This window comes from Streptosporangium jomthongense (assembly GCF_042650425.1).
GTDB lineage: Bacteria > Actinomycetota > Actinomycetes > Streptosporangiales > Streptosporangiaceae > Streptosporangium.
Genome location: NZ_JBHSBC010000022.1, coordinates 112,411 through 134,377, shown reverse-complemented (window position 1 = coordinate 134,377; position 21,967 = coordinate 112,411). Strand labels below are relative to the sequence as shown.

24 protein-coding genes are annotated in these 21,967 nt (G+C 70.5%); 10 read left to right on the top strand and 14 right to left on the bottom strand.

What is annotated here, in order from left to right; genetic code table 11:
• Positions 1-342: 342 nt before the first annotated feature.
• Positions 343-3,216 carry an AfsR/SARP family transcriptional regulator gene (locus ACFOYY_RS23045; RefSeq protein WP_386191839.1) on the top strand — a complete coding sequence of 958 codons (2,874 nt, stop codon included), beginning with the start codon at positions 343-345 and terminating at the stop codon, positions 3,214-3,216.
• A gap of 17 nt (positions 3,217-3,233) precedes the next feature.
• Here the strand turns inward: ACFOYY_RS23045 and ACFOYY_RS23040 are convergent, their stop codons facing one another.
• The gene (locus ACFOYY_RS23040; RefSeq protein ID WP_362913732.1) at positions 3,234-3,686 is read right to left on the bottom strand and encodes a winged helix-turn-helix transcriptional regulator; all 453 of its coding nucleotides are present in this window, start codon (positions 3,684-3,686) and stop codon (positions 3,234-3,236) included.
• An 83-nt stretch (positions 3,687-3,769) separates the two neighbouring features.
• On the opposite strand from ACFOYY_RS23040, the gene ACFOYY_RS23035 reads away from it, so the two are divergent.
• On the top strand, positions 3,770-4,960 hold the full coding sequence (locus ACFOYY_RS23035) for an MFS transporter (RefSeq protein ID WP_386191836.1): 1,191 nt from the start codon (positions 3,770-3,772) through the stop codon (positions 4,958-4,960).
• Here the strand turns inward: ACFOYY_RS23035 and ACFOYY_RS23030 are convergent.
• Genes ACFOYY_RS23030 through ACFOYY_RS23015 form a run of 4 tightly spaced genes read right to left on the bottom strand, consistent with a single transcriptional unit; the run spans position 4,949 to position 6,976 of the window.
• A complete protein-coding gene (locus tag ACFOYY_RS23030; protein WP_362913736.1) occupies positions 4,949-5,395 on the bottom strand; it encodes a nuclear transport factor 2 family protein in 447 nt (148 codons plus the stop codon). The two genes, ACFOYY_RS23035 and ACFOYY_RS23030, sit on opposite strands and share 12 nt — an antisense overlap.
• Positions 5,396-5,408: 13 nt before the next feature.
• Positions 5,409-5,591 carry a ferredoxin gene (locus ACFOYY_RS23025; protein WP_352015979.1) on the bottom strand — a complete coding sequence of 61 codons (183 nt, stop codon included), beginning with the start codon at positions 5,589-5,591 and terminating at the stop codon, positions 5,409-5,411.
• Between the two features lie 25 nt (positions 5,592-5,616).
• Positions 5,617-6,513 (bottom strand): pyridoxamine 5'-phosphate oxidase family protein, encoded by an 897-nt coding sequence (locus ACFOYY_RS23020; protein ID WP_386191831.1) that lies wholly within the window; start codon positions 6,511-6,513, stop codon positions 5,617-5,619.
• A 10-nt stretch (positions 6,514-6,523) separates the two neighbouring features.
• Positions 6,524-6,976: a VOC family protein gene (locus ACFOYY_RS23015; protein ID WP_362913740.1), complete on the bottom strand. Its 453-nt coding sequence runs from the start codon at positions 6,974-6,976 to the stop codon at positions 6,524-6,526.
• Between the two features lie 98 nt (positions 6,977-7,074).
• Between ACFOYY_RS23015 and ACFOYY_RS23010 the strand changes: the two genes are divergently transcribed.
• Positions 7,075-7,677: a CGNR zinc finger domain-containing protein gene (locus ACFOYY_RS23010; RefSeq protein WP_386191827.1), complete on the top strand. Its 603-nt coding sequence runs from the start codon at positions 7,075-7,077 to the stop codon at positions 7,675-7,677.
• A 128-nt stretch (positions 7,678-7,805) separates the two neighbouring features.
• A complete protein-coding gene (locus ACFOYY_RS23005; RefSeq protein ID WP_352015983.1) occupies positions 7,806-8,477 on the top strand; it encodes a DUF2306 domain-containing protein in 672 nt (223 codons plus the stop codon).
• Here ACFOYY_RS23005 and ACFOYY_RS23000 read toward each other — a convergent pair.
• Positions 8,474-9,088, bottom strand: a complete 615-nt coding sequence (locus ACFOYY_RS23000; protein WP_352015984.1) for a hypothetical protein — start codon at positions 9,086-9,088, stop codon at positions 8,474-8,476. The genes ACFOYY_RS23005 and ACFOYY_RS23000 overlap by 4 nt on opposite strands.
• A gap of 193 nt (positions 9,089-9,281) precedes the next feature.
• Here ACFOYY_RS23000 and ACFOYY_RS22995 point away from each other — a divergent pair, with 193 nt between their 5' ends.
• Positions 9,282-11,348, top strand: a complete 2,067-nt coding sequence (locus ACFOYY_RS22995; protein ID WP_386191824.1) for a sensor histidine kinase — start codon at positions 9,282-9,284, stop codon at positions 11,346-11,348.
• Positions 11,338-11,991, top strand: a complete 654-nt coding sequence (locus ACFOYY_RS22990; RefSeq protein ID WP_352015986.1) for a response regulator transcription factor — start codon at positions 11,338-11,340, stop codon at positions 11,989-11,991. The genes ACFOYY_RS22995 and ACFOYY_RS22990 overlap by 11 nt, the downstream gene beginning before the upstream one ends.
• Positions 11,992-12,001: 10 nt before the next feature.
• On the opposite strand, the gene ACFOYY_RS22985 is transcribed toward ACFOYY_RS22990, so the two are convergent.
• Together ACFOYY_RS22985 and ACFOYY_RS22980 are read right to left on the bottom strand one after the other, a co-directional pair.
• Positions 12,002-12,658, bottom strand: coding sequence for a response regulator transcription factor (locus ACFOYY_RS22985; protein WP_352015987.1), 657 nt, complete (start codon positions 12,656-12,658; stop codon positions 12,002-12,004).
• Positions 12,655-13,767, bottom strand: coding sequence for a sensor histidine kinase (locus ACFOYY_RS22980; RefSeq protein WP_386191821.1), 1,113 nt, complete (start codon positions 13,765-13,767; stop codon positions 12,655-12,657). Before ACFOYY_RS22980 ends, ACFOYY_RS22985 begins: the two co-directional genes overlap by 4 nt.
• Positions 13,768-14,002: 235 nt before the next feature.
• Between ACFOYY_RS22980 and ACFOYY_RS22975 the strand changes: the two genes are divergently transcribed.
• Both ACFOYY_RS22975 and ACFOYY_RS22970 read left to right on the top strand, forming a co-directional pair.
• Complete coding sequence (locus tag ACFOYY_RS22975) at positions 14,003-14,686, top strand: response regulator (protein ID WP_386191818.1); 684 nt, start codon at positions 14,003-14,005, stop codon at positions 14,684-14,686.
• A complete protein-coding gene (locus tag ACFOYY_RS22970) occupies positions 14,680-15,882 on the top strand; it encodes a sensor histidine kinase (protein ID WP_386191815.1) in 1,203 nt (400 codons plus the stop codon). The genes ACFOYY_RS22975 and ACFOYY_RS22970 overlap by 7 nt, the downstream gene beginning before the upstream one ends.
• Here the strand turns inward: ACFOYY_RS22970 and ACFOYY_RS22965 are convergent.
• From ACFOYY_RS22965 to ACFOYY_RS22945, 5 genes are all read right to left on the bottom strand, one after another.
• Positions 15,831-16,529, bottom strand: a complete 699-nt coding sequence (locus ACFOYY_RS22965) for a hypothetical protein (protein ID WP_362778296.1) — start codon at positions 16,527-16,529, stop codon at positions 15,831-15,833. The genes ACFOYY_RS22970 and ACFOYY_RS22965 overlap by 52 nt on opposite strands.
• Before the next feature lie 157 nt (positions 16,530-16,686).
• On the bottom strand, positions 16,687-16,893 hold the full coding sequence (locus tag ACFOYY_RS22960) for a hypothetical protein (protein ID WP_386191812.1): 207 nt from the start codon (positions 16,891-16,893) through the stop codon (positions 16,687-16,689).
• A gap of 60 nt (positions 16,894-16,953) precedes the next feature.
• Complete coding sequence (locus ACFOYY_RS22955; RefSeq protein WP_386191809.1) at positions 16,954-17,829, bottom strand: DUF3037 domain-containing protein; 876 nt, start codon at positions 17,827-17,829, stop codon at positions 16,954-16,956.
• 15 nt (positions 17,830-17,844) lie between these two features.
• Positions 17,845-18,633 (bottom strand): hypothetical protein, encoded by a 789-nt coding sequence (locus ACFOYY_RS22950; protein ID WP_362778288.1) that lies wholly within the window; start codon positions 18,631-18,633, stop codon positions 17,845-17,847.
• Between the two features lie 395 nt (positions 18,634-19,028).
• Positions 19,029-19,625 carry a CGNR zinc finger domain-containing protein gene (locus ACFOYY_RS22945; protein ID WP_362778285.1) on the bottom strand — a complete coding sequence of 199 codons (597 nt, stop codon included), beginning with the start codon at positions 19,623-19,625 and terminating at the stop codon, positions 19,029-19,031.
• A gap of 100 nt (positions 19,626-19,725) precedes the next feature.
• Between ACFOYY_RS22945 and ACFOYY_RS22940 the strand changes: the two genes are divergently transcribed.
• Both ACFOYY_RS22940 and ACFOYY_RS22935 read left to right on the top strand, forming a co-directional pair.
• Positions 19,726-20,496 (top strand): SDR family NAD(P)-dependent oxidoreductase, encoded by a 771-nt coding sequence (locus ACFOYY_RS22940; RefSeq protein WP_352015995.1) that lies wholly within the window; start codon positions 19,726-19,728, stop codon positions 20,494-20,496.
• A 32-nt stretch (positions 20,497-20,528) separates the two neighbouring features.
• Positions 20,529-21,329, top strand: a complete 801-nt coding sequence (locus ACFOYY_RS22935) for a glycoside hydrolase family 16 protein (protein ID WP_386191803.1) — start codon at positions 20,529-20,531, stop codon at positions 21,327-21,329.
• A 105-nt stretch (positions 21,330-21,434) separates the two neighbouring features.
• Here ACFOYY_RS22935 and ACFOYY_RS22930 read toward each other — a convergent pair whose 3' ends face one another.
• Positions 21,435-21,884, bottom strand: a complete 450-nt coding sequence (locus ACFOYY_RS22930) for a hypothetical protein (RefSeq protein WP_352015996.1) — start codon at positions 21,882-21,884, stop codon at positions 21,435-21,437.
• Positions 21,885-21,967: the final 83 nt, after the last annotated feature.

Here is a 21,967-nt window from a genome sequence, read left to right as displayed (position 1 = left end):
GGACGTCGACGGGCGCCCCGGACCCGGCGGCACCGTCCGTCCCGGCTCGCCGTCCCGCGTGCCCAGGAGGAGAGCCGGTCCAGGAGGTCGCCCCCGGGCAGGTCGGTTCCGCGGATGTGGGACGCCCCGGCGGGCGCCTTCTTTTCGGTCCTGGGCCGTGGACGTGGAAGGGCACGCGGCGGTCGCCCTCGTTTCCCCCCACCACGCCGTCCAACTGGGAAGACTCATGCGCCGACCTTCGCCGGGGACGTGGGCCACCCGTGCGTACGGCAGGGAAGCAAGGTATAAATGCCAATATTCTGCGTAATTTAGGAACGGCGCATGGGAACGGTCGGTGTAGACGTGACGAGCTCCGATATCCGGTTCTCCGTTCTCGGTCCGCTGACCGTGACGCGGAAAGGCGTCGAACTGGATCTCGCCCCCCGGCTGAAGACCCTGCTCGCCACACTGCTCGTCGCCCAGGGCAAGGTCGTCTCCGTCGACCGCGTCATCGACGCCCTGTGGAACAAGGACGTCCCCAAAACCGCCGTCGCCACCATGCACTCCTACGTGACCAACCTCCGCCGGGCGATCGAGCCGGACCGGCCTCCCAGGGCGGTACACGGGATCGTGGACCGGCAGGGCCCCGGGTACGTGCTCCGCGCACGTCCGGAGTCGGTGGACGCCGAATGGTTCGTCTCACTCGCCGAACGCGGCGCCCGGGCGCTGGACAGCGATCCCGCGGCCGCGGTGGAGGACCTGTCGGCCGCGCTCTCCCTCTGGCGGGGCCCCGCCTACCTCGACCTGCGGGACAGCGAGGTGGTGGCGGCCGAGATCGCCCGACTGGAGAGCGCCCGGCTTGAGGCCCGCCAGAACCACGCCTTCGCTCTGATCGCCGCCGGAGCGGCGACCTCGGCCGTCGTCGAGCTTGAGGCGCTGGTCCGCGAGGACTCCCTGGCCGAACGCGCCTGGGAACTGCTCGCGCTCGCCCTCTACCGGACCGGACGGCAGAGTGACGCGCTGGGCGCGCTGCGTACCGCCCGTGACCATCTGCTGGAGGAACTGGGAGTCGATCCCGGCCCCGCGCTGCGTGCCATGGAGTCCGCGATCCTGAACCAGGATTCGGCGCTGGACGAGAACGTTTCACCGTCGGACTCGCGTTCCGTCGTGACACGGCCGCTGCCGGACTCGACGCCGGGCATCCGGGTCCCCACACCGCTGACCAGGCTGATCGGCCGAGACGACGACGTGGCGGCCGTCGGGGACCTGCTCGGAGTTCATCGACTGGTGACGATCACCGGGCCCGGCGGGGCGGGCAAGACACGCACCGCGTTCGAGGCGGCCAGGCGGTACGGCTCGGGCGAGGGGCCGTGGGCGGTGCTCCTGGCCGACCTGACCGACCTGGCACTCCTGCCCAGCCTCGTCGGCGCCGCGATGGGGGCGCCGTTCGTCAGGGGCGCCGAGGAACTGATCACGATCATCGGTGACCGGGAGGTCCTGCTCGTCCTCGACAACTGCGAGCACCTGGTGGAGGGCGTGGCCGCCCTGGCCGAGATGGTGCTGTCGCGCTGCCCGCACCTGCGGCTGCTGGCCACGAGCCGGGAGGCGCTGGCGATCACGGGAGAGGTCACCTGGGAGATCCCGCCGCTGGACCCCGAAGGCCCCGGCGTCGAACTGTTCGTCGAACGGGCCACGGCCCTGCGACCGGGCTGGCAGCCCCGCCATTCGGAGCGGGAGCTCATGGCGGAGATCTGCCGCGACCTCGACGGACTGCCACTGGCGATCGAACTGGCCGCCGCGCAGACGCGCGTCCTGTCGCTGGAACAGATCACCGACGGCCTCGCAGACCGGTTCGGCCTGCTCGCCACGACATCCCGTACGGCCCCGGCACGGCACCGCGACCTGGAAGCGGTGATCGAGTGGAGCGTCCGCCTTCTCACCGAGGACGAGCGGGAGCTCCTGGGCCGCCTCGCCCTCTTCGAGGGGGGATTCGACCTGGAGGCGGCCCAGTGGCTGACCGACCGGTCCCGGATACTGCCGAACCTGAGTGCCCTGATCTCCAAGTCGCTGGTCAGGTCCGAGACCGAGGGCACTCCCCGGCGCTACCGGATCCTGGAGACGATCAGGCAGTACGCGGGGCGCCTGCTGACCGGCGACGAGGCGGGTCGTTGGGCGGACCGGCATCTCGCCTGGGCGACGGAGCTGGCCGAGACGGCGAGCCGGCGGCTGAGGTCGCTCGACGCCGACACCTGGATGCGCCGACTCCAGCACGAACAGGCCAACATGCGGGCGGCGCTGGGCCACGCCATGGTCACGGGTGACGTCGACCGCGCCCTGCGGCTCGCCTGCGCCCTGTCGTGGTACTGGTATCGCACCGGGTACGCGCACGAGGGAATCAGCTGGCTGACCAGGACGCTCGACGCCGCCGGTCCCGATCACCAGGGGCGTGGGCAGGCACTGCTTGGCCGGGCGATGCTGCGCTACCTCGTGGGCGACGCCGTGGGCGGCAACAACGACGCCGTCCACGCCTCGGAGGCGGCGGAGCGGTCCGGTGAGATCGAGATCCTCGCCCGCAGCCTGCCGTACCGAGCCTACTTCCAGCAGCTCACCGGCGACTCGGCGCTGGCGCAGGAGCTGATCCAGGAGGCGGCCCGGCTTGTCCCGGCCGTCGGTCTGCCATGGGTCGAGGCGGAGATGATGATGATCCGCGGTCAGATCACCAGGGCGACGGGGAACTTCCCGCTCGCCGCCACACAGCTCATCCAGGCCGCGGACATCAGCGATCTGTGCGGGCACGACTGGGCGTCCATCTCGGCGTGGTGGATCGCCGCGAAGGTGTCCATGGACCTGGGCGAAGCGGAGCGGGCGATCCGGCAGGCCGCGCACGCCGTCGTCCAGCTCGATCGGAGCCTCGACGTCACCAGCTGGCTGGCCGTCGTGCACGTGCTGGGCGGCGCGCTCGGCATGGCGGGGAGGGCGAAGGAGGGCGCCATGCTGCTCGGCGCGGTGCAGGCCATCGGCGGCCGGGTCGGTTACTCCCCCGAGATCATGGACCCGGTGGACGGCCGGCGTAACGTCGCCGCCGTACGCTCGGCGCTTCCTGAGGACGACTTCCGCCGGGCCCTCACCGCCGGTCAGGCTCTGAGCAGGGACGACGTGACCGCGATGGCCCGCGAGCTGGTCGGAGACGCCCAGGGAGACCGCGGAACGCGGGCGACGCTCCCCGGCCACCGGTGAGCCGGTGACCGCCGGGCTCAGCCGGTCTTCCTGACGTGTGACGTTCCCGCCGAGAGCGGTGTGCCGTCCTGGCTGAGCGGACGGAGACGGGCGAGCTCCCGCCCACGTTCGTCGACGAGGACGGAGCGCGGCTCGTCCGGGGCGAAGGCGTGGCGCTCACCCCACTGGCGGAGGGCGACGACGGTCGTGAAGAGGTCCTGCCCGGCCTCGGTGAGCCGGTAGGTGTGCCGTCTGCCGTCGGTTGCGGCGCTCCGGTCGAGGATGCCGTACTCGACGAGCCTGCGGAGCCGGTCGGTGAGGATGTTGCGGGCGATCCCGAGCCGCCGGCGGAACTCGGTGAAGGTCGTCGCCCCGTCCATCGCGTCGCGGACGATCAGCAGGCTCCACCGGTCGCCCACCAGGTCGACGGTCCGTGCGACCGGGCAGGCTGGGTCTGTCCAGGCGTTTCCCGCAGCGGGTGTGACGTCCACCGGCCCCTCCACGATGAGTTGCAATCTGAAACCATTATGCCCCACTCTGGATAGGTTGCATTTTGAAACCTTTGGGGGTCGGCATGTCGTCAGGACTGACCGGAAGGCAGCGGACCGTGCTCGCGCTGGTGTGCGCGGTGGCGGTGTCGGCCGTCTACGGCATCCAGCCCGTCCTTGAGGCCGCGGGCGAGGACCTCGGGCTCGGGGAAGGGGCGTTGGGCCGGCTGGCCGCCGCCGGGCAGATCGGCTACCTCGCGGGACTGGTGCTGCTGGTCCCGCTCGGTGACCTGTTCGACCGCCGCGGCCTCATCACCGCGCACCTGCTGCTCACGGCGGTGGGCGCCGGGGTGGCCGCGACCGCGCCCAACGGCGGCGTCGCGATCGCGGGACTGGCCCTGGCCGGGCTGTTCGCCGTGGTCGTCCAGACCACGGTGGCCTACGTCGCAGCAGTCTCACCGGCCGGCGAACGTGGCCGCGACATCGGGACGGTCACCTCGGGCGTGGTCGTCGGGATCCTCGGCGTGCGCGTGCTCTCGGGCACGCTGGGCGAGCTGGCCGACTGGCGTACGGCCTACCTCGTGATCGCGGGGCTCTGTGTGACGCTCGCGTTCGCCGTCCGGCTCGCCCTCGGGGCCGAGACCCGCCGCCCCCGGGTCCGGTACGGCCCGCTGCTCGCGTCACTGGGGCGGCTGGTCGTCGGCGACCGGCTCCTGCTCAGCCGTGGACTGGTCGCGTTCTTCCTGTTCGCCTCCTTCGGCACGCTGTGGAGCGGGCTGGCGCTCCCGCTCGGTGCCGCGCCGTGGCGTCTCGGCACCACCGAGATCGGCCTGTTCGGGCTCGCGGGCCTCGCCGGGGCGCTGGGCGCGGCCAGGACCGGCCGATGGGCCGACCGGGGCCTGGCGTCCTCGGTCACCGGCTGGTCGCTGGCCCTGCTCACCGCCTCCTGGCTGCTGATCGCCCAGGCGGGGACGTCGCTGTGGCTGCTGGTCGTCGGCGTCGTCGTCCTGGACTTCGCCGTACAGGCCGTGCACGTCAGCAGCCAGCACCTGCTCACCACCGCCCACCCCGACCGCGGCAGCGGTGTCATCGGCGCCTACATGGTCTTCTACTCCCTCGGCTCCGCGCTCGGCGCGGTCACCACGACCTGGGCCCACAGCGTCGCGGGATGGCCGGCCGCGAGCCTGTTCGGTGCCGGCTACGCCGCGCTCGGACTCCTCACCGCCCTCTCGACCCGGCGTCTCACCACCCCGGCGCGAGCGCGGTCAACGCCATAGGTCCTGTTCGCCGGGCCGGCGCGGACCGAGGATACGTCGCTGGTCCGCGGTGATCCGAAGGTCGTTGACGCTCGCCTCGCGTCGTCGCATCAGTCCTTCGGCGTCGAACTCCCAGAGCTCGTTGCCGTGGCTGCGCCACCACCGCCCGTCGGTGTCGTGCCATTCGTACTGGAACCGTACGGCGATCCGGTCGCCGGTGAACGCCCAGAGCTCCTTGCGGAGCGCGTAGCCGAGTTCCTTCGCCCACTTGCGGGTCAGGAAGGCGATGATCTCATCCCGGCCGGTGACGAACTCGTCGCGGTTACGCCAGACCGAGCCGGGTGTGTAGGCGAGTGCCACGCGCCGCGGGTCGCGGGTGTTCCAGGCGTCCTCCGCGGCCTGGACCTTGGCGCGGGCGGTCTCCGAGGTGAAGGGCGGGACGGGTGGACGGGTCATGAGTACTCCCTGATCAGAGGATTATGGCCTGCACGGGGCAGGCGCGGGCCGCCTGCTCAACGGCGGGCCACGACGCGTCGGCGGGCGCGGCGTCGTACACCAGTTCGTCGTTGTCGTCGAGGGTGAACACCTCCGGGGCGGCGAACACGCACTGGGCGTGGGTCTGGCACAGGGTCATGTCGACACGGACGCGCATGGTTCTCCTCCAGCGGTAAGGGGTCTCAGGCGGGGTTGAAACGGGAGTGTCCGCCGAAGGACCACCGCTGGGGGAGACCACCGGTGATCTCGACGGCTCGCTCGACGTCGAAATCGACCAGCCGTTGCGCACCCGGTACGGCGGTCGCACGGTCAGGGTCCCAGTCGACCCGGGCCCGGCCCGTCAGATGCAGGGTCCTGCCGTTCTCCCAGTCGGGGAACAGCAGCCCGCAGCGCGGTTCGAGTTCGAGGTTGCCCAACGTCATGTACATCGAGTTGCCGACATAGTCGGGCCAGGTCAGCCGGCGGCCGCCGGTCACCGTGACGAAGCCGGGGTTACCGCCGCGATGCGACGCGTCGGCCCCCAGCCCCGCCGCGTACGTGCCGACGAAGAACGTGTCGGCCGCGGCGATCCACCGCCGCTGCCCGGCGGTGAGCTCCTCGGTGACGAGCGCTGTCCCGCGCGCCGGGAACGAGTCTTCGACATAGGTACGGGTTTGTAGGTATTTCGGGCAGTTGGAGTACACCTGCTCGGTGTGTATCAGGAGCCGGTCCCCGTGCCGGCGGCCCCGGCCGTTGACGCGCATCCGTCTCCGGGTGGCGGGCTCGATCGCGAGCATCCCCACCTGCCGCCCGGTGCCGGGAAGGCCGTCGAAGAGGCCTTCGAGGGGATCGCCGGTCCCGGGCAACCGGTCGACCGCGACGGTGCGGTCGTCGGCGGCGGTGGTGAATCCGGGCGGGCCGGTGAGCATCGTGACCCATGCCGCGCCTGTCTCGTCGGGGGCCGAGAGCACCACCAGACGCTGCAGACCGAGGAACTCCGCGGCCACCGGCGGGATGCTCGTCCCCACACCGGCGGATCCCCAGCCGTCGGCGGTCACCCCGGCGTGGCGCTGCACCACGTGTTCGCCTTGGTGGAACATGGCGATCCTCCTAGAAGAAACCGCAGGTCGGGGCACCTTGGGTAGGCGCCGGCGCGGTGTCGGCGCCGCTCGGCGCGTAGATCTCCAGGCGGATGCCGTCCGGATCGGTGAAGAACACACCGCCGGAGGACGCCCCCTCGCCGTGCGGGACGACCCCGTCGTGGACCGGCCGCACGCCGAGCTCGCGCAGGGTGGCCTCGGCACGACGGACGGCCTCGATGTCGGGCACCTGGAACGACAGGTGGTGCAGGCCGGGCCGGTCGACGGGGAAGACGCCGCCGCTCTGCTGCCACAAGGTGACCATCAGGGTTCCCTCGCGGCCGAGGAAGGCGAATCTGCGCTCGCCGTCACTCCGCTCGTCCAGGACCTCGAAGCCGAAGACCTGACGGTAGAAGGCGACGGAGCGCGTCAGGTCAGTCACGTTCAGGCCGACGTGCCCGGTTCGCAGGGCCGGTGTGCTCATGGGATGCCTCCAACTTTTCTAACGGTTCAATTCCTCTGACGCCATTAGAATATGCCGGGTGTCTCTAACGCTGTCAACCGGGATGTACCGTTAGAAGGGTGAAAGTGGCAGACCTCGTGAGCGGTGGCGCTCCGCTCCTCGGCGAACCGCCGCCCGTCGAGCTGGGCAACACCGCGTACGCCGTGAGAGGCCGTCCCAAGGACGGTCTGCGAAGCGTCGAGCACCTGGGCGCGTGGCTGCGCGACATGCGCCCGCGCCTCACGGTCGACCTCACCGACGCCGACATCCACGGCGTGACCGACCGTGACCTGTGCCTGGCCAGGGAGCTGAGGGACGCCATCGGGGCACTCTCCGCCGCGACCGTGGACGGCCGCGACCTTGATCCGGACGCGGTCGCGACCCTCAACCGGCACGCGGGCCGGACCCCCCGCTGGCGTGAGCTGCGCACCGCTCCCGAGCCGCACACGGTGGTGCGCTTCGAGGGCCGTCCCGTCGCCGCCGTGTTCGCCGCGCTGGCCGAGGAGGCCGCCGACCTGTTCGCCGGGCCGTCGCGCCGTCAGCTTCGCGCCTGCCACGGTCCGGGCTGTGTGCTGCACTTCGTCCGCGACACCCCGCGGCGCGAGTGGTGCTCACCCGGCTGCGGCAACCGGGCGCGAGCGGCCCGGCACTACGCCAGGGTCCGGAAGGGGGACGACGACTGATCGGCACGTGAGGGCCCTCCACGCCGCCGGTTCAGCCGAAAGTACGCCCGATCCCCGGACGATCGGCCGACTCGAATCGGGCCTTTCTTGCGATGAGTTGATACAGGCGAAAAAGTCACGATCCCTTCATGACCGAGAGCAGCGTGAGGGGCGCGAGGCCCCAGAAGATCCAGAAGGCCCGGCGGGGCTCCAGGGTCCCCGGATGGGTGGGGCCGACCGGCCTGATCGCGCTCAGCGTGATCCCGGTGGTCGCCGGTGCGCTCCGGCTGGGAGAGGTGGCGGGAGGCGCGGCGGTCACCCCCGCCAACGCGCGGTTCCTCGCGACGCCGCTCCCCGTGGTGCTGCACATCATCGGGGCGTCCGTCTACGGCATCGTGGGCGCCTTCCAGTTCGCGGGGGAGTTCCGGCGCCGGAGGCCGGGCTGGCACCGTACGGCAGGCCGGGTCCTCGTCGGGTGCGGACTCGTCGCCGCGCTCTCCGGCCTGTGGATGACCGTGTTCTACCCTCGCCCACCGGGCGACGGCGACCTCCTGGCGCTGTTCCGGCTCGTGTTCGGCACGGCGATGACGGTCTCCCTGGTGCTCGGCCTCGCCGCCGTCCTGCGGAGGGACCTCCGCCGCCACCGCGCCTGGATGATCCGCGGCTACGCGATCGGCGTGGCCGCGGGCACCCAGGCGTTCACCCAGCTCCCCTGGATGCTCCTCGTCGGCCCCCTCGACGAGATCCCCAGGGCCCTGCTCGTGGGCGCCGGATGGGTCATCAACCTCGCCGTGGCCGAGTGGATCATCCGCAGGCCCTAGCCACGCTCACGCGGGGTGACGGTCAGCTCCGGACTCCGGGCGAGCAGCAGTCCCAGCGTGGCGTACCCGGCGACCAGGTGACCGGCGCCGATCCATCGTCCGACGGGCTCGCCCAGCAGCCACAGCGACGGGATGGCCACGAACGCCCAGCTCTCCGCGACCAGAGGCCACCACCGCAGCACTCCCCGCCACCGTCCGGCGAACGCGAGTTTCACCCCGATCGTGAACATGCCCAGCATCGACAGCGGCCAGAAGACGTCGAGTACGGCCAGCCATGTGGCGCCGCGCGCCTCGACGGGCAGGATCCCGTGCAGCAGCGACCACAGGCAGGCCGGGACGAGCAGCACCGTCTCGACCCTGAGCAGGATCACGGAGGCGCGCGAGGTCCCGGTCGCCCGGGTCCGCAGCTGCGCCGTGACCAGCGCGAACAGGCCGATCTGGAAGAGCAGCGCGGTCAGGTCGTTGATCCGCGAGCCCGGCCCGTCACCGTGGGGGCCGAACAGGACGTTGCTCACCACCCAGGGCAGCGTGCAGACCGTCAGCCCGAGCCCGAGGTTGCGGATCGTGTCACGGTGCCCGGCGGGCGGGGAGCCGGCGGCCCTCGTATCCATACGCCCCTGCGCATCCATCGTCGGTCGGCTCCTTTCCACGAGGGCCGCCGGTGCGCCGCCCGGCCTCCACGATCGGCGCCCTCGGCCCCGGCTGAGCAGAGCAGACCGTCCCGATCCCGGCCCTCGAAGTTCCCGATCCCGGCGGGACGGCAGTCTCGCGACAATCGGGACACTCTTGGTGAGAATGCATTTCGTGAAGAACGTGACCCCACGTGGTCCGACGGCGACACGCAGATCCCTCCTGGTGGCCGTACCGGCCGTCGCCGTCGCGCCGGCCGTCGGCGCGGTGGTTCTGGACGTCCTGAACCGAGGGGTGAGGGCACCGAGCGGCATCGACCCCGGCTGGACGTTGGCCCTGACCGGCCTCGCGCAGGTGCTCCCCGGTGTTCTCCTGCTCCGGCGGCTGCCCCGGCACTCGGTCGCCTGGGTGCTGACCGTCTCCGGCCTCGTCTGGGTCCTGGACGGCTTCGCCGCGGCCTGGACCACGTACGCGGTCCACGTGTCGCCGGGCACGCCGGGCGCGTCGGCCGCCCACTGGTTCTACGCCCGGTTCGGCGCGACGTTGCTGCTCGGGCTGCCGCTGCTGATCCTGGTGTTCCCCGACGGGCGCCTGCCGAAGGACAGGCTGTGGCGCCGGCTGTCCGTCGTCAGCCTCGCGCTGACCGCGCTGCTGCCGACGGTGATGATGGTGGTGCCGCAGGCCGTCCTGACGCGCTACCTCGCCACGCCGCTGCCTCCCGAGATCGCACGGCTCGCGTCCGACCCGTTCGGCGTCGACCTGCCGTACGGCTTCTGGCATCCGGCCCTGAAGATCGCCTACACCGGGATCGTGGTGAGCCTGGTGGTGCCGTTCGCGGTCATGGTGCGCCGCTACCGCGCTGCCGACCCCGACCGGCGGGCCCAGATCCGCTGGCTGATGTGGGCCGCGCTGGTGGACATGTTCGTGCTGCTGCTGGGGTACATGCTGCCGCCGGAGCTCTCCGGGGCCACGCTCGGTCTCGCGATCGCGCTCACCTCCTCCGCCGTGGTGGTCGCGGTGACCAAATACCGGCTGTACGGCATCGACCGGTTGCTCTCGGCGACGGCCCTGTACGGCATGCTCGCCGCGCTGGTGATCCTGGTCGACATCGCCGTGTTCACCGTCGTCGGCACCGTGATCGACGAACGCAACGCCGCGCTCGCCGCCCTTGTGATCGTCGCGGCGGTCTACATGCCGCTGCGGACCTGGCTGATGCGGGTGGTCCGCGTGCTGGTGCGCGGGTCGCGGGAGGACCCGTACGCGACGGTCTCGACGCTGGCGAAGCGGCTCGAACTGGCCACCGACCCGCGGGAGCAGCTGGTCGCGGTGGCACGGACCCTGGCCGAGGCGTTCCGGCTGTCCTACGTGCGAGTGGAGATCGAACGCCCGGGGGGAGAACGCTCCGTGGTGGAGTACGGGTCACCGCGAGGGCCGTCGCTCTCACTGCCGGTCGCGTACCGCTCCGAGCTGGTCGGGCGGCTGGTGCTGTGCCGGACCGACCTGACCGAACGGGACCAGCGGCTCCTGGGCGACCTGGTACGGCAGGCGGCCGCGGCGGCACGCGCCTCGGAACTCAGCACCGACCTGCAGCGCATCCGCGCCCAGCTCGTGGTCGCCCGTGAGGAGGAACGTCGCAGGCTGCGACGCGACCTGCACGACGGGCTGGGACCGAACCTCGGCGCGGTGGCGTTGCGGATCGAGACCGCCAGGAACCTGACCCGCACGTCACCCGGCGAGGCCGAGCGCATCCTCGACCGGACGGCCGCCGAGGTCGCCACGGTCGTGGCGGACATCCGGCGCATAGTGCACGACCTGCGTCCACCGGCACTCGACGAGCTGGGCCTGATCCAGGCGGTCCGGCAGCAGGTGGACCGTTTCCGTCCGAGCGGCCTTGAGGTCGTCGTCACCGGCGGAGGGGCGCTCGGCGCGCTGCCCGCCGCGGTGGAGGTGGCGGCGTACCGGATCGTGTCGGAGGCGCTGACGAACGTCGTCCGGCACGCGGGCGCCTCGCGCTGCGACATCGCCCTGAGCGTGCACGAGGGGGTCCTCGACGTCCTGGTGCGCGACGACGGCGCGGGAATCGGGGCGGACGTCACAGCCGGTGTGGGGATGTCCTCACTGCGGGAACGGGCGGCCGAACTCGGCGGCGACTGCGAGATCGCCTGCCTGACCGACGGCGGAACGCTGGTCCGTGCGAGACTTCCTCTGGAACAGGTGGTGGAGGTGGAGGGTGTCCCATGAACCGATCCGGGTGTTCCTCGCCGACGACCACCCGGTGTACCGCGAAGGCCTGGCGGCGCTGCTGAGCTCGATGTCCGGCATCGAGGTGGTCGGCATGGCCGGTACCGGGCTGGAGGCGGTCGAACTGGCCACGGAGACACAGCCGGACGTGGTGGTCATGGACGTCAGGATGCCGGGACTGGACGGGATCGAGGCGACCCGGCGGATCTCCGCGCACAGCCCGCACATCGCGGTGGTCGTGCTGACGATGTCGGAGGAGGACGCCACCCTGTTCGCCGCGATGCGGGCCGGGGCGCGCGGCTACCTGCTGAAGGGCGCCAACCAGGCCGAGATCGGGCGCGCGATCACCGCGGTCGCCAACGGTGAGGCGATCTTCGGTCCCGCGGTCGCGCGCCGCGTGGCGGAGTTCCTCACCAACGGGCCGACGGCTTCGGGTGATCACGTGTTCCCGCAGCTCACGCCACGCGAACGGGAGGTCCTGTCGCTGCTCGCCGCGGGAAGGTCGAACGCGCAGATCGCCTCCACGCTGTTCCTGTCGCAGAAGACCGTGCGTAACAACGTCTCGAACATCTTCGCCAAGCTGCACGTCGCCGACCGGGCCGAGGCGATCATCCGAGCCCGCGACGCCGGCCTCGGCCACTGACCTTCCCGGTTCAGAGCCTGACCCGGTGGGTCTCGTACGCCCAGATGGCGATCTCCACCCGGTTCCTGGCGCCGAGCTTGGCCATCAGGCTGGCGATGTGGGTCTTGACGGTGCTGAGCGAGATGTGAAGCTCGTCGGCGATCTCGTTGTTGGTACGTCCCCGGGCCACCGTGACGATTATCTGCTCCTCACGCTCGGTGAGCGCCTCGACGGGACGGGCGGGCGGCGCGGCGGGCCCGGCGTGCGCGAAGGCGGTGAGCAGACGGGCGGTGACGCTCGGAGCGATGAGGGCGTCACCGGCCGCCGCGGTGTGCACGGCCTGGGAGAGCAGTTCGGCGCCGGCGTTCTTCAGCAGGAACCCCCTGGCCCCCGCGCGCAGCGCCGCGTAGACGTACTCGTCGAGGTCGAAGGTGGTGATGACCACGACGGGGATCGGGTCCTCCACGGCGGGCCCGGCGAGCATCCGGGTGGCCTCGATGCCGTTGAGCACGGGCATCCGGATGTCGAGAAGGCACACGTCAGGCCGGATCCGCCGGGCGAGGTCGACCGCCCGCCGCCCGTCCGGGGCCTCGCCGACCACCTCGATCCCCGGCTGCGCGTTGAGGATCATCGCCAGCCCGGTACGGACGATCTCCTGGTCGTCGGCGACCAGCACCCGGACGCTCACCCGGTCACCCCGGTGCGCGGCAGTACGGCGGTGACGCTCCACCCCCGGTCGGGATTGGGGCCCGCCACACAGGTCCCCCCGAGGAGGTCGGCCCGTTCGATCATGCCGGTGATCCCGTAACCGGGTGTCCCCGCGGGGCGGACGGGATCGCCGTCGTCGCTCACGTGCAGACGGACCGACGTGTCGCCCGCACTGATCCGGACCAGGACCCGGGTGGCGTGCCGCGCGTGCCGCCGGGCGTTGGTGACCGACTCCTGGGAGAGACGGTAGATCGCGGCCTCGACGGAAGGGGGAAGACCGGCGGTGTCCCCCTCGACCTCCACCCGGACGGACGGCCCGGACCGCCCCGGACCCTCCAGCTGGGAGAGGTCGGCGATACCGCGCCCCGGCTCCAGGTCGGCGGGTGTGTTCCTGCGCAGGACGTGGACCATGGCGCGCATCTCGGTGAGCGCCTGGGCCGCCTCGGCCTCGATCACCCGCAACGCCTCGGTTGCGGCGTCCGGCCGGGAGGCCGCCATCGCCAGTCCCGCCTGCGCCCGGATCGCCATCGCCGAGACGTGATGGGCGACGGTGTCGTGCAGATCCCGGGCCAGTTGTTCGCGTTCGAGCAGTTTGACCTGGTCGAGTTCCCGCGTCCGCGCCCTCGTCCGGTACCGGAACGCGGCTCCCACGGCGACCACCGAGAACACGACGGCGAACGCGGCGGCCGCGTCGGCGGGACCTCGGTAGTCCACGACCACCGAGAACGCGGTCTTGACGAGGATGACCGCCAACCCGACGATCGCCTCCCGCCCGGACCCCCACCGGAACAGCGCGTAGGGCAGGAGGAGCAGATAGACCATGGTGTTCGACTCGGGGGAGACCCCGCCCGTCAGCACCTGGGCCACACCCGACAGGCCGAACGCGAGCACGACCATCGGCAACGGCCGGGTGCGGCGCCACAACAGGGTGGGCACCAGCCCGGCCGCGAGGCCGACCGAGACGACCCGCGAGGGCATGTCCGGCCGTACCACTCCTTCGAGCAGCGCGACCGGCAGCAACACCCCCACGAGCACCCAGTCTCGCCACACCCGTCGTGGCGCGTCGGGGGAACGGGGTTCATGCCACACGGAGCGAATAAGGCCGCGCACGAAGTCATGGTACGAGAGCCCGCACCCCCCATAATCAGCCCAAAGTACGAGACATTTCGCTCACCGGATTGGTAGGCGCCGAAAGCGTGCGGAGCTCCGGCGGGGACCGGGTCGTGCACGTGGTGGAGGCGGGGTCCACCACGTGGAGGAGGCGCACCGCCCCGGCCTCCCGTACCTTCTACCCTGTTGTCCTGCTGAAAGACCGGAGAATCCAGTGGCGATCAGGTTGGTCATCGCGGACGACCAGGCGATGATCCGCACCGGGCTGCGGCTCGTCATCGAGACGGCGCCGGGCATCGAGGTCGTGGGGGAGGCGGCCGACGGCCGTCAGGTTCTCACCGTGGCCCGTCAGCTGCGGCCGGACGTCCTGCTGATGGACATCGCCATGCCGGGACTGGACGGGCTGAGCGCCGCCAGGCAACTCCTTGAGGATCCGGAACCACCCAAGATCATCATGTTGACCACCTTCAACACCGACGACAACCTGCACGCCTCACTGCGCGCGCGGGTCCACGGCTTCCTCCTCAAGAGCTCACCGGCCGAGCAGCTCATCGAGGCCGTGCGTGTGGCGGCGGCCGGAGGCGCGGTCATCGACCCCGCGGTCACCCCGCGGGTGATCGACTCGTTCGCGACCCAGCCCCAGCCGATCCCGGCGCCCGAGCTGGCCACGCTCACCCCACGTGAGCTGGAGGTGCTGCGGCTGCTCGCGGACGGGATGTCCAACCCCGAGATAGCGCGGGACCTGCGCATCGGCGAGGTGACCGTACGAACCCACGTCGGGCACATCCTGCGCAAGCTCAGCCTGCGCGACCGCATCCACGCGGTCGTGTTCGCCTACGAGGCCGGAGTCGTACGGCCAGGCAGGGGGCGGGACGACGTGAGGGACGGGTCGTGCTGACGCGACTGCTCAACGGCCGACGTCCCACCTGGCCCGACCTGCTGCTCTCCCTCGCCGTGACCGTGGCCGGGCTGGTGGAGTCCTACGGCCGTCAGGGGGCCGGATACGGCCAGATCGAGAACCCGATGACGATGGCGGCGGGGGCGATCGTCTCCGGGGTGCTGCTGCTCTTCCGGCGCGCGTTTCCGATGACGGCTCTCCTGATGCTGACCGTGCTCGGCTTCGCCATGCAGAGGACGACGAACCCGGAGTACTACGCCGCGTGGCACTTCTACTCGACCCTGATCCTGCTGCACAGCGTGGCGAGCGCCGCCGAGCTGCGCAGCCGCCGGGGGATCGCCGGGCTGTTCTGCCTGTTGATCGCCTACGGCCACCTGCAGACCCTGAGACTGGTGGACATCCCGGAGGTCCTGATCAGCGCGATCTTCGTGGGGGTGGCGTACACCAGCGGCATCCTGCTGCGCAGGCAGATGGACCGGACGGCACGGCTGGCCCAGCACACCACCCGCCTGGAGATGGAACGTGAGGAGCGGGCCCGCTGGGCGGTGGCGGAGGAACGCGCGCGGATCGCCCGCGAACTGCACGACATCGTCTCCCACAACGTGAGCCTGATGACCCTGCACGTGGGCGGGGTACGCAGGATGCTCGGCGACGACCGGGAAAGGGAACGCGAACGCACCCTGCTGCTCGGTGTCGAACAGGCGGGCCGGGAGGCCGTCGCCGAGCTCACGCTCATGCTGGGGATGCTGCGGTCCCTGGGTGACGGCGACGTCCCCGCCCCCCAGCCCGGCCTGGACCGTCTGGACGAGCTGATCGCCCAGGTCCGGGAGGCGGGGCCGCGGATCGAGCCGCGGATCATCGGAACCCCGACGCCCCTGTCGTCGGGGTTGGACCTGTCCGCGTACCGCCTGATCCAGGAGGCGCTGACGAACGTGCTGAAACACGCGCGCGCTTCCAACGTCGACATCACCATCGCGTACGGCCCCGCCGAGCTGAGCATCCTCGTGATCAACGACGGGGCGGACCCCGCCGTCGGCGACACGGCCCGCCGTCCGCCAGAGGGCGGACACGGCCTGATCGGAATGCGGGAACGGATCGAGATGCACGGTGGCGAACTGTCCGTCGGCCCCATCCCGGGCGGGCACTACCGGGTGTTCGCGAGGTTCCCGCTCGGCGACCCGGTGGGGGTCGGCTGAACCGGCTCTCCCGACCACTCCTCGTCGCTCATGCGCAGCATCCTGAGCCCGATGACTCCGGCACCGGCGATGTAGAGCGCCCCGCCCGCGATCGTGCCGAACGGGAAGATCGGCCCCGTCAGGATGCCGGCCAGCATCGCGAAGGGAGCCCACCACGGCCCGCGCCGGGCGTAGGCCAGGGCCAGCCCGAGCAGGAGCAGGCCGACGAGCCCGACGAACCCCGGGATCTGGAACGCGTACCGGGCCCCGGGATCGGTGATCGCCTGGTCCGCGAGCGCGGCGCCCTGCGCGGCGGGCAGAGCCCTTTCGAGATACGAGTAGAAGAAGTCGCCGAGCATCAGCCCCGAGAAGTTCACGACGCCGAAGAACGCGAGCCCTCCGGCGATGTGCCCGAAGACGACGCCACGCCCCCGGATCAGGTGGACCATCCCGACGATGCCCGGGAGCAGCAGAACCCAGCTCCAGTGGAGCAGCGAGGCGCTGACCGAGACCTGCTCCGGATATCGGCCGTAGACGCCGACGGTGTCGCCGCCCTGTCTGAGCGCCGGGTCGGCGACGACGGCCACCACATAGAGCAGCGGCGCGACGACCAGGCTGAGCCCGGCCACCGTTCTGCGAAAGGCGCGGGGATCCGCGAGCACCGACATTGACCTTCCCCTTCCATGAAGACCGCGACGAACAGGGCGGTCAGGTTGGGAAGGTAGGCGCGGAAACCACCGGGCGTCGTCCTTCTGAGGACCGACCGGCACTCCTCGCCCAAGCGGAGCCGTACCCACGCCCACCTCCACACGACGGGCGTTCGGCTCAGCTCACGGCCGTCCACATGGGGTCCAGGAAACGCGCTCGACCTCGCGGGTGCCGGTACGACAGGTGCACATGCCGTAGGAACAGCAGGTCTCCGACCATGTCCGCCAGAGGGCCGTCCTCGTCCGCGGCGCATAGCAGAGTGATGATGTCAACGAAGAGATCGGGGAACACCTCCACCAGAGGCGGGCGCCGACCGGCGGTCATACCGCGCACGGTACCCAAACGCCTCCTACCGCGACCCGGGAAGGCGGCGGCGCGGACCACTTAGTGGAGGGCCTGTGCCAGTTCTGCGGCCCGGGAGGTGACGGCCTGGACTTCGTCGAGGGAGTGGACATGCGCATAGAGCGTGTCGAAAACCTGCTGGGACTCCTCGAAGGCCTCTGTCTGCTTACGTGTCTCCGGTGGCGCGATCACAACCTGCAGATCCACGTCCGGTGAGATGGTGCTGGTCCGGCCCAGCGAGTCGATGACTCTGGCATCCTCGCCTCGGCGAAGTCGCTCCAGGGCATAACCCCACGCCTTCACCTGGAGAGGAACATCTTCAACCTGCGCAAGCCGGAACGACCAGGTTTGCGTGAGCTGGACCACTCGACCGTTCGCGATGGCGAAGTCAACCGGGGTGTGAACTCGCGCTCCGACGTGGATCTGGACCTTTGCCCGGATGTACTCCTCTGAGATCAAAGCGGCCCGGAACGCCTCTCGGAGATCGCGATGTAGATCACGCTTAGTGACCGAGGGGTGTTTCGACGCGGACACGGGGTCGATGATGAGGTGCTCGAAGACGAACGCCAACGCCTCTTCGGCGCTGTGAGCCAGCAGGGGCGCTGGTTCGCTGAACTGCACCACATTGCGGTGATCGCGGTGAAGCTTGAGCAGCCATTCCTCGCCCAGGGGCTCGCCGTGATCCTCCAGTAGAGCCGTGCGACTTCTGTCGATCTCCTCGTCCAGATGGATCAGTTGACTGATCGCGGTTTCCAGCGCCGCAGTACCGGCGAACTTCCGCGCACGGTCCAGGTTGCTGATCTGCCTGATCGTCCAGTCGCCTGTCACCGGATCGCCGGCGACCGCTCCGACGTTGACGAACTCACCTGTGCGTGGGTCCGGGAGACAGCGGACAATCGAGTAAACGTAACGACTCATTGGACCGACCTCCCTTCAGATCAATGCTCGCAACCTGGCGGCTGTGGTGGGCGCCCGGCGTTCCAGGAACCAGCCGAGTGCTTCCAGATCGTCGTCGCTCACCGGCCACGATGCTGGCACGCCACGCACAACCTTGACGAGAGCATCGCGACCTATTCTCTCAAGCGCGGCCGACACTTCGTCGATCGCACCAGGGTCGAGTCCACTCGGGGGGTCCGGCAACTCATTTGGCTCATCGACGCTGAGCTCCAGGTATGTACGACGGACAGTCCCGTCGTTGGGAGGCAGATAGAGACCGTGGTCGTGGCTGTAGATCGAGCGGTCGTTGCTCAGATCGTGCAGCCACTGAGGGTCTGACCCGAAACACCAGTCGTAAAGGGCGTAGACACCGACCTGACGTCTACGGTTGTCATCCTGAGTCCGGCTGGTCAGCTGTGGCCGAGTCTCGATGGCACGGTCCAGTGCGAGACAGGCGTGAGCGATCCCTGGCTGGAGCTTGCCGAACGGCATCGGCCAACCCGCGAGATCATCCGGGATGCGGATCAGGCCGCTGTCACAGACAGGAGCCCCGATGAGTCGTCCCACCTGGGCGACGACGTATTCCACGGCTAGAGATCCGCGAGCGTGTTCAGGACAGCCTTCCAGCGCCTTCACGAAATACCTGCGGTTGTCACTGCCGATCACGGGAAACGGGCTGGCGAACGACTGGCCCATCGCACCACCTGTCAAGGCGCGTACGGTGAGGGAGTCGAAATCGTCGTGGCGGCCTGTGACCAGGCTCGACCACTCGCTCAAGTCGGCCATTGGCCCTCCTGCCTGCCGTCCTGCCCGACCGGCAGAACCATAGAGGATCACATGTGTCTTCGTACGGGCAGCGGGAAATATCCGGGAGATCCGCCAACATGAGAGGAACCATCCTGGTCGTCCCCGAGCGCAACCTGCCTCCTCACGCGTGAGGTCGGGTTATGGGTGAACTGGGGGCAGGGCCGGCCGAGTGGATGCCGGTGGCGCGGATCCCGGAGATCACCGCCTGCGGGACGTTTGGTTGTCGGGGACGTTGATGGACCTGTATGCGGCGCGGAAACGGACGGTTGGGGACACGTCTGATTGCTGTGAGAACGCCAATGTGATCGTTTCCGGGTGGGTCCGGCAGGGGACCGATGTCTGACCAAGGAAATGCCTGGATCCGGCCTCCGAACCTACGGACCGGAGTTCGCCCTGGCTCTGGCCCGGTACGCCCGTGTCGCCATCTGGGCGCCGCAGGTGCGGGCGTCGCAGTAAACCGCGGCCTGGTTGCGGGAGCGGTCGTAGTAGCCGAGTTCGCAGGGCGGGTTGCGGCACGCCTTCACCCGGCTCCACGTCCCGCGCAGGGCCAGTTCGGCGGCGGACGCGAGCACCCGGGCGAAGGCGCCCGCCGTACCTCCGGCGACCGGGCACAGCGCGGCGTCGAGGACGCCGACGACGGGACGGACCGGATACAGCTCCCCGAAGCGCCGCAGGCGGTCGACGTCCTCGTCGCGGACCGGGGCGCCGGCGTGTGAGAGCAGGACGCCGATCAGGGCCTCGCGCAGTTCGCGTGCCGCGGCCAGGTCGGTCGCGGTGACGCGGACGCCGGAGTCCGCCAGCCCGGCGGCGGCCAGCCAGTCGCGGAAGGACTCGGTGTCCGCCAGGCGCTCCCGCTCACCGCGCAGCGCCCGGGTGTTGACGAAGGCCAGCACCAGCTCGGCGGCAGGGGAGGGCGTCAGTGGGCTGCCGCCCGTCGTCGCGGCGGGTGCGGCGGGCACAACGGTGGACACAGGGGCAGCCTACGGGCTCGTCGGCAGCGGTGTAATGTCATGAGCTAAACCATTACGGTAATGACGAACGTGCGGGCTTCCGCCGTCGACAGGAGGCTCCATGACATCGTTTCCCGACTTCGGCGTGGCCGGGCGGGTCGCCCTCGTCACCGGTGCGGCGCGTGGCCTCGGCCGGGCGATCGCGCTGGCACTGGCCAACGCCGGGGCCGACGTCGCCCTGGGACTGCGCGACGTCGGCGCGGACTCCGGCCTGGCCGCCGAGATCCGGGCGCTGGGCCGTACGGCGCTGCCCCTGCAGATGGACCTGGCCGACCCCGGCCAGATCGCCGGAGCCGTGGAGGCCGTGACGGACCGGTTCGGCCGGATCGACATCCTGGTCAACAACGCGGGTGTGGCGCCGGGCAACCCGGCCGAGGACGTCACCGAGACCGACTTCGACCGGACGGTCGCGATCAACCTCAAGGGCGTCTTCCTCACCAGCCAGGCCGCGGGCCGGGTCATGATCCGCCAGGGATACGGGCGGATCGTCAACCTGGGGTCGCAGGCCGGCGAGGTGGCCCTGCCCGGAGAGTCCGTGTACTGCATGACCAAGGCCGCCGTCGCCCACCTCACCCGTTGTCTCGCGGTGGAGTGGGGCCCGTACGGGATCACGGTCAACAACGTCGCCCCGACCTTCGTCCGTACTCCCGGGACGGCCGCGGCACTGGCCGACCCGGAGTTCGAAGCCGACGTGATCGAGCGCATCGCGGCCCTGCACCGCATCGGAGAGCCCATGGAGGTCGCCGGGGCGGTGCTGTTCCTCGCCTCGCCGGCCGCTTCGCTGGTCACCGGGCACACGCTCGTCGTGGACGGCGGCTGGACCGTCCGCTGAACCCCGTCCTGTTCCCTCGAAAGGAGAGACACGTGGAGGGCACGCCCGATCCGGTCACCAAGAACGGTTACGAGTTGGAGTTCGAGGACGTCTTCGACGGCGATCGCCTCGACGAGAACCGATGGGTGCCCCGTTACCTGCCCCAGTGGACCACCGGTACGGCGTCCCTCGCCCGGTACCGAGTCGGCGGCGGCCTGCTGCGGCTCCTGATCGAGGAGGACCAGCCGCCGTGGTGCCCCGAGGCCGAGGGGGAACTCCGTGTCTCCTCCCTGCAGACCGGTCTCTTCGCCGGACCCGTGGGCAGCGGCGTCGGGCAGCACGGCCGCGGGCCCGGCATGGTCGTCCGCGAGGCGCAGGCCGACGTCAGGCTCTACACCCCCCGGTACGGCCTCGTCGAGATGCGGGCCAAGGCGACCGACGACCCCCGTGCCATGGTCGCGCTGTGGATGATCGGCTACGAGGACGAGCCGGAACGTTCGGCCGAGATCTGCGTCTGTGAGATCTTCGGCAGGGACGTCCGGCCGGACGGCGCACGGATCGGCATGGGGCTGCACCCCTTCGGCGACCCGGACATCACCGACGATTTCACCGTGGAGTCCGTACCCATCGACGTCCGTGACTTCCACGTGTACGCGGCCGAGTGGACACCCGGCCGGGTGACCTTCCTCATCGACGGGGAACGCGTCAGGACCGTGCCCCAGTCGCCGCGCTACCCGATGCAGCTCATGCTCGGCATCTACGAGTTCCCCCGTACGGGCCCGGAGCCGGCACGGCCGTATCCACGGGAGTTCACGGTCGACTACGTCCGCGGCTACCGGCCCGCGGCCGGGTGAGACGGCCGGCGCATCGACTCGGCCGCTCGCCCGCCGGTCGTGAGGGCGACCGGACGGAGCACCGGTCATCGGCCGGCACGGCCGGCCGATGACCGGCACGGCCGCTCAGCTGGCGGCCACCGCGAAGAGGCCGACCAGGAACCCGGCCGCCGCCACCAGGCAGACCCGGCCCGCCACCCGCCCCACCAGCTCGTCCAGGTACCAGATCCAGAGCCCGCCACTACACAGGGCCAGCAGGAACCAGAAGAACGGCAACGACGCCGCCACCCCCAGCACGCCCCGAAGGCTGGCCCGGTCCCCACCGGCGTTGATCTGGGCGGGATAGACCGCGCTGCTCTCGGCCCACGAGAAGGCCTTGACCATCACACGGTCACCGGTGGAGGCGTAGGTGAAGACCCCCGTACAGGCCCGCAGGCTCCTGCGGCCGCTGCCCGAGCGACACTCGGTGACCAGCAGCGTTCCGGGCTCCCCGACCAGACCGGCCGACAACACGGCGTTCATCAGACTCGTCACCGCCTGGTACCCCAGATACCCGACCATGAGGGTCGCGGACACGGCGATGCACGCCGTCCAGAGATGAGAACCCAGAGAGTCGCGCTTGCCGTACTTCGAACGCCGTGACGACAGCCGCCTACCGG

Bases quoted from the DNA above. Each gene is read 5' to 3' on its own strand.
- ACFOYY_RS23035 (WP_386191836.1), top strand. From the start codon at position 3,770: ATGTCGTCAGGACTGACCGGAAGGCAGCGGACCGTGCTCGCGCTGGTG.
- ACFOYY_RS23030 (WP_362913736.1), bottom strand. From the start codon at position 5,395: ATGACCCGTCCACCCGTCCCGCCCTTCACCTCGGAGACCGCCCGCGCC.
- ACFOYY_RS23025 (WP_352015979.1), bottom strand. From the start codon at position 5,591: ATGCGCGTCCGTGTCGACATGACCCTGTGCCAGACCCACGCCCAGTGC.
- ACFOYY_RS23020 (WP_386191831.1), bottom strand. From the start codon at position 6,513: ATGTTCCACCAAGGCGAACACGTGGTGCAGCGCCACGCCGGGGTGACC.
- ACFOYY_RS23015 (WP_362913740.1), bottom strand. From the start codon at position 6,976: ATGAGCACACCGGCCCTGCGAACCGGGCACGTCGGCCTGAACGTGACT.
- ACFOYY_RS23005 (WP_352015983.1), top strand. From the start codon at position 7,806: ATGACCGAGAGCAGCGTGAGGGGCGCGAGGCCCCAGAAGATCCAGAAG.
- ACFOYY_RS23000 (WP_352015984.1), bottom strand. From the start codon at position 9,088: ATGGATACGAGGGCCGCCGGCTCCCCGCCCGCCGGGCACCGTGACACG.
- ACFOYY_RS22965 (WP_362778296.1), bottom strand. From the start codon at position 16,529: ATGTCGGTGCTCGCGGATCCCCGCGCCTTTCGCAGAACGGTGGCCGGG.
- ACFOYY_RS22960 (WP_386191812.1), bottom strand. From the start codon at position 16,893: ATGACCGCCGGTCGGCGCCCGCCTCTGGTGGAGGTGTTCCCCGATCTC.
- ACFOYY_RS22955 (WP_386191809.1), bottom strand. From the start codon at position 17,829: ATGAGTCGTTACGTTTACTCGATTGTCCGCTGTCTCCCGGACCCACGC.
- ACFOYY_RS22950 (WP_362778288.1), bottom strand. From the start codon at position 18,633: ATGGCCGACTTGAGCGAGTGGTCGAGCCTGGTCACAGGCCGCCACGAC.
- ACFOYY_RS22940 (WP_352015995.1), top strand. From the start codon at position 19,726: ATGACATCGTTTCCCGACTTCGGCGTGGCCGGGCGGGTCGCCCTCGTC.